Annotated in this window: 15 protein-coding genes; all 15 read left to right on the top strand. The window is 55.7% G+C overall.

The window, feature by feature from the left end:
- Positions 1 to 101 precede the first annotated feature (101 nt).
- Positions 102 to 1,412, top strand: a complete 1,311-nt coding sequence (locus MOTHE_RS07935; RefSeq protein ID WP_053094885.1) for a VanW family protein — start codon at positions 102 to 104, stop codon at positions 1,410 to 1,412.
- 152 nt (positions 1,413 to 1,564) lie between these two features.
- Positions 1,565 to 2,623: an endolytic transglycosylase MltG gene (gene mltG / locus MOTHE_RS07930; RefSeq protein WP_011393139.1), complete on the top strand. Its 1,059-nt coding sequence runs from the start codon at positions 1,565 to 1,567 to the stop codon at positions 2,621 to 2,623.
- A 39-nt stretch (positions 2,624 to 2,662) separates the two neighbouring features.
- Positions 2,663 to 3,331, top strand: coding sequence for a redox-sensing transcriptional repressor Rex (locus tag MOTHE_RS07925; RefSeq protein ID WP_053094884.1), 669 nt, complete (start codon positions 2,663 to 2,665; stop codon positions 3,329 to 3,331).
- 648 nt (positions 3,332 to 3,979) lie between these two features.
- The gene (locus MOTHE_RS07920) at positions 3,980 to 5,290 is read left to right on the top strand and encodes a YeiH family protein (protein ID WP_011393137.1); all 1,311 of its coding nucleotides are present in this window, start codon (positions 3,980 to 3,982) and stop codon (positions 5,288 to 5,290) included.
- Positions 5,291 to 5,482: 192 nt separating this feature from the next.
- Positions 5,483 to 6,145 carry a respiratory nitrate reductase subunit gamma gene (locus tag MOTHE_RS07915; RefSeq protein WP_011393136.1) on the top strand — a complete coding sequence of 221 codons (663 nt, stop codon included), beginning with the start codon at positions 5,483 to 5,485 and terminating at the stop codon, positions 6,143 to 6,145.
- Positions 6,145 to 7,524 carry a (Fe-S)-binding protein gene (locus tag MOTHE_RS07910; protein WP_011393135.1) on the top strand — a complete coding sequence of 460 codons (1,380 nt, stop codon included), beginning with the start codon at positions 6,145 to 6,147 and terminating at the stop codon, positions 7,522 to 7,524. The genes MOTHE_RS07915 and MOTHE_RS07910 overlap by 1 nt, the downstream gene beginning before the upstream one ends.
- 79 nt (positions 7,525 to 7,603) lie before the next feature.
- Positions 7,604 to 7,921 carry a TusE/DsrC/DsvC family sulfur relay protein gene (locus MOTHE_RS07905; RefSeq protein WP_011393134.1) on the top strand — a complete coding sequence of 106 codons (318 nt, stop codon included), beginning with the start codon at positions 7,604 to 7,606 and terminating at the stop codon, positions 7,919 to 7,921.
- A 70-nt stretch (positions 7,922 to 7,991) separates the two neighbouring features.
- Positions 7,992 to 8,246: a TusE/DsrC/DsvC family sulfur relay protein gene (locus tag MOTHE_RS07900; protein WP_011393133.1), complete on the top strand. Its 255-nt coding sequence runs from the start codon at positions 7,992 to 7,994 to the stop codon at positions 8,244 to 8,246.
- Positions 8,247 to 8,291: 45 nt separating this feature from the next.
- Complete coding sequence (locus tag MOTHE_RS07895) at positions 8,292 to 9,374, top strand: 4Fe-4S binding protein (RefSeq protein ID WP_162490069.1); 1,083 nt, start codon at positions 8,292 to 8,294, stop codon at positions 9,372 to 9,374.
- Positions 9,375 to 9,504: 130 nt separating this feature from the next.
- Positions 9,505 to 10,572 (top strand): hydrogensulfite reductase, encoded by a 1,068-nt coding sequence (locus MOTHE_RS07890; protein ID WP_011393131.1) that lies wholly within the window; start codon positions 9,505 to 9,507, stop codon positions 10,570 to 10,572.
- An 11-nt stretch (positions 10,573 to 10,583) separates the two neighbouring features.
- Complete coding sequence (locus MOTHE_RS07885) at positions 10,584 to 11,936, top strand: cobyrinic acid a,c-diamide synthase CobB (RefSeq protein ID WP_053094882.1); 1,353 nt, start codon at positions 10,584 to 10,586, stop codon at positions 11,934 to 11,936.
- 41 nt (positions 11,937 to 11,977) lie between these two features.
- The gene (locus MOTHE_RS07880; RefSeq protein ID WP_011393129.1) at positions 11,978 to 12,880 is read left to right on the top strand and encodes a helix-turn-helix domain-containing protein; all 903 of its coding nucleotides are present in this window, start codon (positions 11,978 to 11,980) and stop codon (positions 12,878 to 12,880) included.
- On the top strand, positions 12,880 to 13,107 hold the full coding sequence (locus MOTHE_RS07875) for a sulfurtransferase TusA family protein (protein ID WP_011393128.1): 228 nt from the start codon (positions 12,880 to 12,882) through the stop codon (positions 13,105 to 13,107). The genes MOTHE_RS07880 and MOTHE_RS07875 overlap by 1 nt, the downstream gene beginning before the upstream one ends.
- Before the next feature lie 95 nt (positions 13,108 to 13,202).
- Positions 13,203 to 14,282 carry a selenide, water dikinase SelD gene (gene selD / locus MOTHE_RS07870; RefSeq protein ID WP_373878631.1) on the top strand — a complete coding sequence of 360 codons (1,080 nt, stop codon included), beginning with the start codon at positions 13,203 to 13,205 and terminating at the stop codon, positions 14,280 to 14,282.
- A 52-nt stretch (positions 14,283 to 14,334) separates the two neighbouring features.
- Positions 14,335 to 14,580, top strand: coding sequence for a thioredoxin family protein (locus MOTHE_RS07865; RefSeq protein WP_011393126.1), 246 nt, complete (start codon positions 14,335 to 14,337; stop codon positions 14,578 to 14,580).
- Positions 14,581 to 15,119: the final 539 nt, after the last annotated feature.

The following is a 15,119-nucleotide window of genomic DNA, read 5'->3' as shown; positions in this document are numbered from 1 at the left end:
GGCCCGCCGGAAAACTGGCGGGCTTTACCTTTATTTGTTTTGTATCTCCGGCTTCCCGGGGGCATATTATACTTTAAAGAATTTTAGCGGGAAGTGAGCCCATGGCCAGGTGGAAGCTGGGGGTTCTGTTATTCTTCTTGTTGGGGTTGGCCCTCCTGGCCCTGGCAAGATTTTATTTTTCCGGCCGGATTTTACCGGGGGTGGCCGTCGCCGGCCGCCCGGTGGGCGGTATGGACCTGGAAAGGGCCAGAAAAGTGATAACAGAACTGGCGGCAGAGGTTGAGAACCGCCAGGTAAGCCTGCGCCTGGGGGAACAGGTGCTGGCTTCCACTCCCGGCGCCCTGGGATTGGAGGTGGACGTAGAAGCTACCCTGGCCCGGGCTTATGCCCTGGGCCGCCAGGGACCCCTGGTTAAACGTTTGGTCCTGCTGTCTGCCCGGAAGCGCCGGGTCGAGCCGGTTACCCACCTGGACCAGCAACGCCTCCAGGCAGGGCTCGAACGCCTGGGCGGAGCCTGGCGCAGGGAACCGGCGGATGCCCGGATAGAGATCGTTGCCGGCGGCCAGCCACGCCTGGTACCGGCCGTGACCGGCTGGCAGGTGGACGCCGCTATTTTAAAGTCACGCCTGGAGGAGGCCACCACAGGGCAAACAATCGACATTCCCCTGAACCGCCTCGAACCCCGGCTCACAACGGCGGAACTGGCGGCCCGCAGGATTACCCGGCAGGTGGCCTCCTTTACCACCCTTTTTGATCCAGCCGAGGCCGACCGTACCCATAATATCCGCCTGGCGGCCGGCACCCTGGACGGGCTGTGGCTACCACCAGGAGGGGAGTTTTCCTTTAACCGGACTGTCGGGCCACGGATGCCCGACCGGGGTTACCGGGATGCCCTGGTCGTCGAAGAGGGCAACTTTGTCCCTGGCACCGGTGGCGGCGTCTGCCAGGTATCTTCGACCCTCTACAATGTGGCCCTGCTGGCGGGACTGACCATTACGGAACGCCAGCCCCACGGCCTGCCCATCACCTATGTTCCCCCGGGCCGGGATGCCACCGTAGCCTATGGCCTGATAGACCTGAAGTTTCGTAATGATACCCCTTACTGGTATTTATTAAAGACTGGCGTTGAAGCCGGGAAGTTGACCATGGCCTTTTATGCCGCTGATGAGGCGCCCCGGGCAGAGGTCACCAGCCAGGTACTAGAAACCATCCCGCCCCTGGAAGAAATCGAATGGGAACCGGATTGGCCCCCGGGGCGGGTGGAGTTAAAAAGGGAAGGAAAACCCGGTTTCCGCACGCAAGTAATCCGGATCATTTACCAGGACGACAAGAAAGGGCAACCCGAAGTAGTTTCGAGGGATCTCTATCCACCCCAACCCCGAATCATCCGCAAGGGAGGCCAGGGGGGGTAGATAGTAGCCACCCGCCTGGAGGGACTTAAAATAACGACCCGGCATTTGTTTATGTAAACTTACAGAGGCGGTAGTAAAGGGGAGAAAAAGAGGGTGTTGCCGTAGTCCCCTACATCTTGATATAATTAAACAAATGATGCAGGGGATAGCTTATGGGGGAAGAACTCGAAACAAGTCATAATTACATCATAGCCTTTGACCGGCCCTGGCGGCACCGGGTCACACTATTACTTGCTTTAACAGCCCTGCTGGTGGGCCTGGGCTGGTACTTTACGACCCTTCTGGCTCCCAGGCACCCCGGGGGAGCGGCAATCGAGGTGTCTATTCCGCCCGGAGCGAGTTCGGCCACCATTGCCGCCACCCTGGCGGAGAAGGGCCTTATCCGCAGCCCCCTGGCCTTCCGGCTGGTGGCCATGGCCCAGGGAGTGGACAGGCAGTTAAAGTCGGGCAGTTATTTAATTTCTCCCGGCCTGCCCCTGCCGGCTATAACCCGCCTGCTGGCCAGCGGCAACACCCTGGAGATCGAGTTTACCGTTCCGGAAGGGTATACCGTCCGCCAGATTGCGTCCCTGTTGCAACAAAAGGGACTGGTTAAGGAAGAGGATTTCTTAAAAGCCGCCGCCGGGGATTATCCTTTTTCTTTTCTCCAGGGCCTGCCTTCGGGGCCGGAACATGTGCAGGGTTTTCTCTTCCCCGATACCTACCAGGTAGCGCCGGGTACGCCAGCCCGGGAAATTATCATGATGATGCTGAACCGCTTTAACCAGGTCTACCAGGAGATTGCCCCGCAAAAGGATAAAGACGTGGAATTCAATATCCGTCAGATTGTAACCCTGGCTTCCATAGTCGAAAGGGAAGCCAAACTCGACAATGAACGCCCCCTTATCGCCGGGGTATTTATCAACCGCCTCCGGCGGGGTATGAGGCTGGAATCCTGTGCCACGGTGGAATATCTCCTGCCGGCGCCCAAACCGGTCCTTTCCTACCAGGACCTGCAAATTGATTCTCCTTACAACACCTACCGGGTAAAGGGCCTGCCTCCAGGCCCCATTGCCAATCCGGGGCGGGCCTCACTCCTGGCAGTCCTAAAGCCGAATCAAACGGATTATCTCTATTTTGTTGCCAAACCGGACGGCTCCCACTACTTCAGCAGCACCCTGGCCGAGCATAACCAGGCTACAGCCCGATACGAGTCAGGTAACGGAAATTAGAAATTAACTTTAGCGTAGAGTAAACTAACACTGGTAAGAGTGAGGTGGGCCACAATACCTTTTCGCATTAAGATACCCCGTTCTACCATTGAACGCCTGCCCCTTTACTACCGCTGCCTTAATTTAATTGAAGACCACGGCGTCGAAGAGATCAATTCCCAGGTCCTCGGGGTCAGGGTGGGAGTAGACCCTTCGGTTATTCGTAAAGACCTGGCCTGGTTTGGTGAACTGGGTAAACGTGGGGTTGGCTATAATGTAACCTACCTGAAGGAAGCTATTGGCCGCATCCTGGGCCTGGATAAAGAATGGCCCATGATCCTGGTGGGGGCCGGTAAGCTGGGATCGGCCCTGGCTGAACACAACCGCAAGTACGGCCAGCACTTTCACATCGTCGGCGTATTCGACCGGGATCCGGAAAAGGTCAGTCGCCTGGTTGGGGGGCAACAGGTCAGCCCCATGCAAGCTATGCCAGGGGTTATTAAAGAACATGATGTCAAACTGGCCATTCTGGCCGTACCGGCAGAAGAGGCCCAGCGGGTGGCCCTGGAGATGGTGAAGTGCGGCATCAGAGGCATTCTCAGCTATGCCCCCATAACCCTAAGTGTACCTGAAGGGGTAATGGTTTATAATGCCGATTACAACCTCGATCTTCAGCGCCTAGCTTATTATATAAGTAATGATGACAAGTTAATCGGGGATAAAGGTTAGAAAACCGCGTTTTTCGTTATTTACTGGCAGCCTTGCAGGAAAGGCTGCTTTTCCTTTTATGGTAAAAAAATTTTTTATCATGAGCCGGGAGTTTGTTATAAAAGTAATAAGAGCTTACTAATAGTTAATAATGGAGAAGAAATGATAAGTTATTGCAAGCTGAAAAAACTCAAAGGCTTATCCTTTACGAAAAGATGAGCTATCCGGAGACCCCTTTGTCCTAAAAAGGCGAGTAGCTAAAATGCCTGAGGCTGGGAATGATCAATGGCTTCAAAAAAAGTGAAATATGCGTTTGCTATTCTTTTAAAAAATTAGCGGAGCAACCGTATGGCCGAAAAACTACAGGCCTGTCAAACCGGCTTGCCAGGATTTCTGTCTTTAATTATAGGAAAAAAATATTTTGCTGAAGCAGGAATTTTCCCCTTAGTAGCGAAATAGAAAGATACAAAGATTTATAATATCTAATAGCAAATTATAAATAGCGTAGCCTTGTTTGTGAAAGTGTCTGCTTGCCATAAAACCCCATCAGAGGAGGTGGTGAGGAAAGAATTTTAAACCCAGGGAAAGGAGGTAATGTCCGGCGAAGAGGCAGGGAAAAAGCTTTCGAAATGAATGGCTGGTCAAAAACATAGTCTGGGGGGAGAGTAAATGCCGAACGGTAATAAGCGCAGTCCCTTTCTTGCCAGTGAAGACTGGTGGTCAGTTTACCTGGGCCTTTTTCTGGTGCTATTAACATACTTCGCTTTTAAAGCCGGTTCTTCCCTGGATTTTTTAAAGGCTGCCATGCCAGTTGAATGGCCGACCAAAAGCCTGGGGGCCCACTTCGCTGCTAATATCGGCGCCTATATTGCCATGTACTTTATTCTGCTGGTACTAACCACCATTGCCGTAGCCGTTATGGGCGGCAAGGTGGGCAATTATATTGCTTCCTTTACAGTTTTATTCATAGCTTCCCTCATTATTTTAATTATTGGGAGCCAGCATACGATCAAGCATTATGGACTGGAGTACCCCTTCTGGTCCCTGGTAATAGGACTCATTATTGGAAACTTTACGACATTACCTGAGTGGTTCCAGGAAGGCGCCAAAAGAACGGAATTCTTTATTAAGACCGGTATTGTCCTGCTGGGTGCCGGCTTGCCCTTTACCGTCATCGTTTCTGGCGGCGTCTGGGGCTTCCTGGAGGCCATATGCATTGTTGCCATTGGCTTCACTGTGGCCTTTACCATTGCCCGCAGGCTGGGTTATGATCCCCGTTTTGCGGCCGTCCTGGGTGCTGGCGGTTCCGTCTGTGGCGTTTCGGCAGCCATTGCCGTCGGGAGTTCGGTTAAAGCTGAAGAGAAGCATGTCGGTTACGTGGTTTCTTTGGTGGTCCTGTATGCGCTAGTTCTCATTTTCCTCTTGCCAGTATTGGGTAGACTTTTCGGCCTCAACGAGTATGTCACCGGGGCCTGGATTGGCGGTTCCGAACTGGCCGATGCTGCCGGCCTGGCTGCAGCAGCCATGGTTTCAGATAATGCCGTCAAAGCCTTTACCCTGGTGAAACTCAACCGCGACGTGATGATCGGTGTCCTGTCCTTTATCTTTGCTACCCTGGCGGTCACTCGCTGGGAGGTTGCAGCCAGCGGCGAGCGGCCCAGCGCCATGGTTATCTGGGAGCGTTTCCCCAAGTTCGTCCTGGCCTTCCTGGTAGCTTCGTTCATCACGACTTCATGGGTCGTGTCCCTGGGGAAACCCGCTGTTGATGCCCATATCTCGGCCAACCTCACTACCATCCGCACCTGGCTCTTCGTCCTGGCTTTCCTGTGCATCGGCCTGAACACCAAGATCCAGGATATCCGGGCCATGGGCCGGAAACCCATCATTGCCTTCACTACGGTGGTCCTGGTTAACGTCATCGTGGGCTTCATTGTTGCCAACCTCTTCTTTGGCGGTATCATTGCCGCACCGCTGCATTAAAGCCCGGCCGGCAAGTTGCTCCCCGTCGGCGGCCCCGGTAAACCGGGGCCGCCGATTTTAGATATACCAAAAAATTTTCGCCGGGTGGCAGGAAAACAGGGCTCGACAGCGAAATATATATAAAGTTTACGAAGCTGATTTTATAAATATCATAGTCGCCCTCGTACCAATAGAATAGGAGGATGCCGGTTTATGGATATCTGGCAGTCATTTATCGGCGGTATCCTGCCGTATGTGTCTATAGTCGTGCTGGTGGTAGGGCTGGTCTATAAAATAACTTACTGGCTCAGGGCCCCTGTCAACCTCCACTGGGAACTCTTTCCCTATCCCCGTACCCTGGGGGGCCAGCTTGGCGAACTGTTGACCGAGGTCTTTACCCTGCGCAGCCTTTTTAACCATAACCGCAAGTTATGGCTACCTTCCCTTCTTATGCACTACGGCATTTACCTGGTGGTTTTCTGGCTATTCTTCTTACTGGTGGGTGCTCCCTTCGCCCTGTACCTGGGTATCGCCGGGGGCATCCTGGCGGTGGTGGGCTCCTGCGCCCTGTTTTTCCTGCGCTTATTTACTGCCGATCTGCGCCAGATATCTGCGCCGGTAGAGTACTTAAACCTGCTCTTTGTCTTCATGATGGCCTTCAGCGCCCTCACCAGCGGCGCCTTGGGGGATCCCGGTTTCAGGATCTATTTAATCAGCTTGTTAACCCTGCGGCCCCACTTGCCCCTGCCGGGAACTTACCTGGTCTTTCTTTTAATATTTGAGCTTTTCTTGGTTTACCTGCCCTTTACCCGAATGGCGCATTTCGCCGTCAAGTATTTTACCTACCACAAGGTCAAGTGGGGTGAAATGGAATAATGCGTAAAGTCTTTGACGATTACCGGGTGCTCTCAGATGAGACCCTGAAACCAGACGCGCCACGGGTGGAAAAATTCCTCCAGGCCATGGGGAAATCCCTCCGGCAGCGGGATAACTGGACCTTTTGGCTCCCCTATACCCTATCCCTGGATACCTGCATGAAGTGCGGTACCTGCGCCGAGGTCTGCCCGGTCTACCTGGCCAGCGGCCGCAAAGACATCTACCATCCGGTCTACCGTTCCGACATGCTGCGTAAGGTTTATAAACGGTATTTTACCCTGGCAGGAAGGTTTTTTCCGGGCCTGGTGGGAGCGGAAGACCTGACGGAAGATAAACTCAATGCCATGGCCGAGAATATTTACCGGTGTACCATTTGCCGCCGCTGTGCCTATGTTTGCCCGGTAGCCATTGATAACGGCTTGATTGCCCGGGAAGCACGGAAAATCTTCGACGCCATCGATATCGCCCCCGACGAGCTGAAGAAAAACGGCACCCGGAAACAGGTCCGGCTGGGTAACGCCACCGGTATGCCGGCCAACGCCTTTTTTGACATGATTGAGTTCCTGGAGGAAGAGATTGAGGATACACGGGGATATAAAATTAAAATACCGGTTGATAAGCAGGGCGCCGAGTACCTCCTCATGCATAACGCCGGCGACTACCTGGCCTTTGCCGAGACGGTAATGGGCGCCGCCGAAGTCATGAACGCCGCCGGTGTCGACTGGACCCTCAATTCCCCGGAAACGGGCCTCAACGATGCCGTCAATTACGGCGTCTTTTACAGCGATACCGAGTTCGCCAGTGTTGCCAGGGCCCATATCGAAACTGCCAAAAAGTTAGGGATTAAGACTTTCGTCGTAGGCGAGTGCGGTCATGCCTTCGAGGCGCTGAAGTACCTGATCTTGCGCCTCGTCCCCCCGGAAGAAAGGCCTTTTGAGGTCAAGAGCATCCTGGAACTGGAGGATCAATGGATCCGGGAAGGGCGGATTAAGGTCGACCCCCAGAAGAACCCTGAACCTGTGACCTACCATGATTCCTGCAAGCTGGGCCGCCTGGGAGGGCTCTATGAGGAGCCGCGGCGCATCCTCAAAGCCTGCTGCACTGATTTTCGCGAAATGACGCCCAACCGGGAAATGAGTATTTGCTGCGGCGGTGGCAGCGGTTTTGCCATTATGGATAAGGGCGACTTCCTTAAATTCCGCATGGAAACCTACGGTAAGCTCAAAGCCGAGCAGCTAAAAGCCACCGGCGCCAGCATTGTAGCCCTGGCCTGCTCCAATTGTAAGGGCCAGTTCCGGGAGATTATCAACTACTATAAGCTGCCGGTACGTTTCATGGGTGTCAGTGAGCTGGTGGCTAATGCCCTGGTGTACAATTAATTGTTAATCATGGTGTTTTTAGCCTGTAGCCTTTAATCGAGGGTACAGGTATAATAAAATCTGGCAGGAGGTGTTTAACATGCCGACGGTAAATCTCGCCGGTATGCAGCTTGAAGTTGATGAAGACGGGTTCATTGCCGACCCCAGCAAGTGGAACGAGGATGTCGCCAGAGCCCTGGCGGAGCAGGAAGGGGTAACCGAAATGACCGAGGACCACTGGAAACTGGTCAATTACCTGCGCCAGTACTACCTCCAGTTCGGCATCGCTCCCATGATCCGCAAGGTCTGCAAGGAAACCGGCTTCAGCCTCAAGCAGATCTACGACCTCTTCCCCAGCGGTCCGGCTAAAGGGGCCTGTAAAGTCGCCGGTCTACCCAAACCCACCGGCTGCGTGTAAAGATAGGATTGGGCATAGAGGCCAGCGCACCAGGTGCTGGCCTCTAACTCAATTCGGGGAGGATTGTGAGATGCTGCCTCCGGTGGAACAACGGGAAGCAATCAAAGCGAAAGCGGAGCAACGGGGTATTAACCTGACCGAGGACCACTGGCGGTTAATTGAAGTAAGCTATGCTTACTACCAGAAGCACCAGACCATCTGTACCCTGCGTAAACTGATTAAACTCAGTGGCCTGGAGAAAAAAAGGATCTACCAACTCTTTCCCGGTAACCCTATTGGCGAGATCAGTCAGATTACCGGCTTGCCTATGCCCAAGGAGTGTTAAATTTTGAAGGAAGCATTCCGGGATTTTCCTCTTTGTCGGCAGCTAATGGTAGGACTGTCACCCAGCCATGTCCGGGAGCTGGTAAAAAGCAACTACCCCCTGGCCATGTATGAAGCAGGGCTGGCAGAGGGAGAATCCGCTTATGGCCACGGCGGCTATATCAGTGTCCCGGAACTGCCTGCCGGGGTGGCTGTGCGCAACAGCCGTCGTCCGGACATCATTCAGGAATCGTCCTATCTCCGCATCCTGGCGCCGGCGGGGGGATGGCTCGCGGCTGCAACCCTGGAGAAACTGGCCGATTGTGCTGAGACCTACGGCCGGGGGCTGGTTCACCTGACCAGCGGCGGCACCATAGAGATCTACACCGGCCGCGAACAGATGCTACCCCTGGTCCGGGAGTTAAACAGCGGGGGTTTGGATGTGGGTTCAACGGGGGATGATCTACGTTGCCTGACGGCCTGCTGCGGACCGGTACGCTGCGAGCATGCCCTGGTGGATGCTCCGGCCCTGGCCACCTACCTGGGGCAGCGCTTTATTGACGACCAGCAGTATCCCGGCTACCCCCAGAAGGTTAAGAGCGCCGTGGCCGGTTGTCCCAATGATTGTATCCGGGCCATGATGCAAAAGGACCATTCCTTTATCGGCGTTTACCGGGACTGGCCCATGGTAGACGGCGAGATGCTGGCCGCCTGGCGGGAGAAGGGCGGCGACCTGAACGGCCTCCTGGCCGCCTGCCCGGCAGGGGCCCTGACCCTGGTGGGGGATACCTTGGAGGTAGACAAGGAACGCTGCTGGCGTTGCATGGCCTGTATCAACTACTGCCCGGCCATCCGTCCCGGCCGCGAGCGGGGGGTCGCCTGGGTTGCCGGGGGCAAATACGGTCACCGGGGCCCCCAGGGCCCCATGGTAGGTTTTGTCCTGGTGCCCTTCATCCCCGTTGCCGATGACGATTACACCGCCGTCGGCGATATCTTCGGCGCTTTCCTGGAGTTCTGGGCGGATAACGCTAAGAAAAAGGAGCGGGTGGGGGACTTTATCGCCCGCGTTGGCCCCCTGAAGATTTTACGGGAACTCGGCCTCGAGGCCCAGCCCCAGATCCTCTTGAGCCCCAAGAGGAATGTGTACTAGCGACTCCGGAACGTTTCGAACCGCACCGTAGTCTTGTCGGCGTATAATTTCTGAGGGCATGGGACATATCTCTATCCATGCAAAAAGCGCCAGTTCTGGTAGAGGGCTTTTTTAGGAGTGAGCCGCGGTGATGAAAAATGATCTGCCGGCCGGGATTATGCCCGACTACCGCCAGCAGATACCACCAGAACTCCTCGCCTGCCGGGGAAAGTGGGTCAGGCATGAAATGGTCCGGCCAGGAGTGATCCGTCATCTGGCCGGCGATGGTACCGCCATCCTGACGGTCCGCATTTTACTGCCACCCAACGGCCTGTTGAGCGCGGCTACCCTGCGTCAGCTGGCCCGCTGGATCCGGGTTTATGCCCTGACTGGCCGGCGCACCAGCCGCCAGGGTTTCGAGTTTGTCGGCGTCCGGCCGGAACTCCTGGATAACTTCCTGGCCGAGCTGGCGGCGAGCGGTTTTCCGGCCGGGGGTACTGGTAATAGTCTGCACCAGATTAAGTGCTGTACCTCCTTCATCCATTGCCAGAATGCCGCCGTCGATGCGCCCAGCATCGCCAAAACCCTGGCGGACTATTTGTACCCGGCGTTTTTCCACCAGGACCTGCCGGCACCGCTGAAGATATCGGTAACCGGCTGCCCCAACCAGTGTGGCGGCGGTGTCGAGGCGGACATCGGCATATCCGGATATTTTGCCACCGTACCCAGGGTGGACGACGCCGGCCTGATGGCAGCCAATATCGACTTCGGCCACCTGATCTCCGGTTGCCCGGTAGGGGCCATTCGTCCCCGGCAGGTCGAGGGCGGGACGACAGTGGTTATTAACGCCGAACGTTGCATCCGCTGCACCTCCTGTATCCAGGTGGCGCCTGAAGGGATAAAGCCCGGCCCGGAGCGCTTTGTCGCCATCGCCGTCGGCGGCCACGGCGGTAATAACCGGCGGGGCCCAGAAATGGCAGCCGTGGTGTTTTCCCGGGTACCGGCCAGGCCCCTGGACTACGCGGCCATTTGCGAACGGGTGCAACGGATTATCGCCTGCTGGCGGGACAGGGGGAAACGCGGGGAAAGGCTCGCCGGCTTCCTGGAACGCCTTGGCTGGCCGGCTTTTCTCAAGGCCGTAGGGGCTAGCCCGGTAGCAGACATTTTTGATAACCATTTCCCCTTTGCTGGCCTACGCCGGGACCTGCACCTGCGGTAGGAGGTGGACCCATGCGCCTGGTAATTGCGGCGCCCCACGGCCGTTCGGGCAAGACAACCATTACTATAGGCTTAATAGCCGCTTTGAGGCAAAAGGGTCTGGTGATCCAGCCCTTCAAAAAGGGGCCTGATTTCATCGACCCGGGGTGGTTGAGCCTGGTGGCCGGTCGCCCCTGCCGCAATCTTGACCTCTATTTCTTATCACCGGAAAAGCTCCGGCTGCACTTTGCCGCCAGTTGCCGGGGAGCCGATGTGGGTTTGGTGGAAGGGGCCATGGGGCTCTTTGACGGCCTGGATCTGGAGGGCAGTGATAGTACTGCTGCCGTAGCCAGGGCCCTCATGGCTCCGGTGGTGCTGGTAATTGACGCTACCCGTATGACCAGGAGCGCTGCCGCCCTGGTGCGAGGCTTCCAGAATTTTGACCCCGGGGTAAGCATCGCCGGGGTAATCCTGAACCAGGTGGCCCGCGCCCGCCACGAGGATATCCTGCGCCGCTCCATTGAACACTATACCGGCCTGCCGGTGCTGGGGGCCCTGCCCAAAAAGAAAGACTTCGGTATACCCGACCGCCACCTGGGCCTGATCCCGGCGGCAGAAAACGAACGCCTCCATGTAGCCCTGGAGGCTACGGGTAAAGCCATCGCAGCGGCAGTCGACCTGGACGCCCTGCTGGCCATTGCCAGCCGGGCCCCGGAGCTTACGGCACCGGAACAGGAAAACCGGCCGGCCCCACGCCGGGTACGCCTGGGCGTCTTCCAGGATCGCGTTTTTACTTTTTATTACCCGGAAAACCTGGAGGCCCTGGCTGCCGCCGGGGCCGAACTGGTAAAGATTGACAGCCTGGCAGATGAGAAATTACCGGACGTCCAGGGGCTCTATCTCGGCGGCGGTTTCCCCGAGGTTTTTGCCCCTCAACTGGAAGCCAACAGGTCTTTGCGGCGGGAGGTTAAGGAAGCCGTGGCTGCCGGCATGCCGGTCTATGCCGAGTGCGGCGGCCTGATGTACCTGGCCCGGAGGCTCAATTACCGGGGACGCTGGTATGAAATGTGCGGTGCCCTGCCATTGGACGTGACAATGTCTTCCTGCCCCCAGGGCCACGGCTATACAGCCATGTACGTCGAGGGCGATAGCCCCTTCCTGACCCGGGGCAGTACTATCCGGGGTCATGAGTTCCACCACTCGCGGGTAATAAACCTGGAACGCCGGGAGGTAAACTTCCTTTACCGGGTATGCCGGGGCTATGGCATCGACGGCCAGGTGGACGGTATTCTTTACCGGCAGGTCCTGGCAGGGTATAATCATTTATACGCCCCGTCCAGCCCCGAGTGGGCGCCCAACCTGGTGGCCCTGGCGGCGGGGAACTAAATACGGTAAGCAGCATTGTAGGGAATTGAGGAGGTCCCGGCATGACCATAGGTGAGAAACTAAAAAAGCTAAGGGAAGATAGGGGAATACCCCTGGAGGAACTGGCCGATCGCCTGGATATCGCCCCCGCCTGTATGGTGGAAGTAGAGCAGGGCACCAGGAGGCTGTCCCTGGCCACCCTGAAGGAGGTGGCTGCCATCCTGGGGGTAGATGTTAGCTATTTTCAAGAGGAAAATGATAACAAGAACGACAACAGCGTAGGCGCCAGGCTACGGCGTTTGCGGGAGCAAAAGGGCATTACCCTGAGTGAATTGAGCCGCCGTTCTGGGGTTTCCCTGGCCCATATCAGTGAGATCGAACGCTCGCGCTCGACGGCCTCCCTTAAGACCCTGGAAAAACTGGCCGCCGTCCTGGAGGTTTCAACCAGTTCCCTGTTGCGCTCCGGCCAGCAGGATTCCCTGGGAGCCAAGCTGAAGCGCCTGCGGGAAAAGATCGGCCTGACCCAGAAGGAGCTGGCCCAGCAGGTCGGAATTTCCCACAGCCTCATCGGCCAGATTGAGACAGATCGCATCCAGCCTTCCCTGTCCACCCTGAGTAGCCTGGCCGAGGCCCTGGGGGTTTCTACTTGTTACTTCCTTATGGAGGATGACGAAGAAGATCTCTACCTGGATTATCGCCTGGAGGCTGATATCCGGGAAGCCCTGCGGCGGCCTTTGCTCCAGCAGGTCGTGCGCGACCTGGCCGGCTGGAGCGACCGGGAGATCAAGGGGTTACTAGATTTTGTAAGTATAATGAATGAGGCCCGCCGCCCGCTAAATGACGACGATGAAGAAGAGTACCAGGAAATAAAGGATTTCATTAGACGCTCTAAGGAAGAAGAGAGGAACCTGGTAGCAAACCTTATCGGGGTACTAAACAAGAAGCACCAGGAGGATGGAGTGTAGTGGACGGGATTATCCTGGATTGCCGGGGGATGACCTGTTCGGGACCCCTGATGGCTACAGCCCAAAAAATGAAGAAATTGAAGGCCGGGCAACTGCTGGAGGTCTGGACCGATGACCTGGCGGCCGAATTCGACCTCCCGGCCTGGTGCCAGGAGGCCGGGCACACCCTGGTAGCCATTGAACCCCGGGAGGATTATTATTCGTTTTTGATCCGGAAAAAGTCTTAAGGCTTCAGGGAGGCCTTTTTTATTATGCCTTTTTGTCATACATGGAGCGGGTGAAAACTGGTAGAATAAGACGGGAAGGGAGGAGGGGGTATACAATGGCAGCTGACAAAAATGCCTGCGGCCTCGGCCCCAGGCTGGAAAATCCCCGGCTGACCCAGCTTTCCTGCAGTTCCGGGTGAGCGGCTAAGATGGGTCCGGGGACCCTTAACCAGGTATTACAGTACCTGCCGGCGATGGCTGATCCCAACCTCCTGGTAGGTATGAACAGCGTTGATGATGCCGGGGTTTATCGCCTGACCGACGATCTGGCCCTCATCCAGACAGTAGACTTTTTCACTCCCATTGTTGATGATCCGTACATTTACGGCCAGATTGCCGCCGCCAACGCCTTGAGCGACGTGTATGCCATGGGCGGGCGGCCGGTGACCGCCATGAACCTGGTGGCCTTCCCCAGCAAGAAAGTAGATACTGCCGTCCTGGGGGAGATCCTGCGGGGCGGGGCTGATAAGATTCTGGAGGCCGGGGCGGTTCTGGTTGGCGGGCACAGCATTGAAGACGACGAGCCGAAGTATGGCTTGGCTGTAACCGGGGTTATCCACCCTGACCGGATAATTACCAACTGCGCCGCCCGCCCCGGAGACAAACTGGTGCTGACCAAACCCCTGGGGACGGGGATTATCACTACAGCGATAAAGGCCGAGATGGCCTCCCCGGACCTGGAAGGGGAAGTCAGCCGCTGGATGGCTACCTTGAACCGGGAAGCGGCTGCAGCCATGGTCGCTGCCGGCGCCCATGCCTGTACTGATATAACCGGTTTCGGCCTCCTGGGCCATGGGTTGGAAATGGCTAGCGGCAGCGGGGTAAACCTGGTCTTCCACGCCGGGTCCATCCCGGTCTTGCCCCGCGCGAGGGAATTTGCCGCCATGGGCCTGGTACCCGGCGGCGCCTATAACAATCGCCATTATGTCGAGGACAGGGTTGATATGGAAGCCGGCGTACCGGAGGACCTCCGGGATGTCCTCTATGACCCCCAGACTTCAGGGGGACTGTTGATCGCCATACCCCAGGACCGGGTCGACGACCTGATGGACGACCTGAACCGGCGCGGGGTAATGGCAGCCCGGGTTGTCGGCGAGGTGGAACAAGGCCCCGGCCGGGTAATTGTCTTGACATGACGATCTTCCAGTATATAATAATATTAGCAAACCATTATGGAGGTACTGGAGGATGGAGCTTAAAGTCCTGGGTGGCGGTTGCGCCAATTGTCACAAACTGGAACAGCTTTGCCGGCAGGTAGTCGATGAACTCGGATTCCAGGCCAGTGTCGAGCTGGTTACCGACATCAAGGAGATAATGAAGTACGGCATAATGAGCACCCCGGCCCTGGTGGTCAACGGCAAGGTAGCCGTAGCCGGCCGGGTCCCGGATAAAGCCCGGTTAACCAGTATACTCACCAGTGCTGCGGCTGAGTAAAAAAGCAGGGTAAAAAGCCCTAGTGTGGGGTTCCCCCACGCTTTATTTTTTTATCCCTCCATTGCCTGATTTTGTCTGGCAAAAGCCGCATTATATCTGGCGTAACCTGCATTATATCCCAAAAGAGGACCGAATTGAGAATGTGATATAAATAACATATGAAAAAAATTTATAACTTACTACAGAATTTTATAAGTGACACGTATTATGTAAAAGCTAAAACGTCTTTTTATGTTAGATGAAAGCTGGTACTCTTCTGGCCCTTGGGTTGACACAGCTTCTACTCAAATGTTTTAGCAATAATTTTATAGTATTTTTTTAGCTATGTTCATAAATAATCGCTGTACGAGAATGATATTTAAAGGCGTAAAATCGATGATACTTAAAATCTCCAGCAAGAAGACCAGCTCATGCAAAAGCAAATGCAATTCCATATATTTTTACTGGCCACCTACTCCGAAAAGGAAAGAGGTGGCTTTTTTGCTGTTAGCAGGAAAAACCAGTATGGACAACGAACAATAACCATTACAAAATATAGC

This window comes from Moorella thermoacetica (genome assembly GCF_001267405.1).
In the GTDB taxonomy this organism is placed as follows: Bacteria; Bacillota; DSM-521; order Neomoorellales; family Neomoorellaceae; genus Neomoorella; species Neomoorella thermoacetica.
This window is presented reverse-complemented; position numbering and strand designations above follow the sequence as displayed.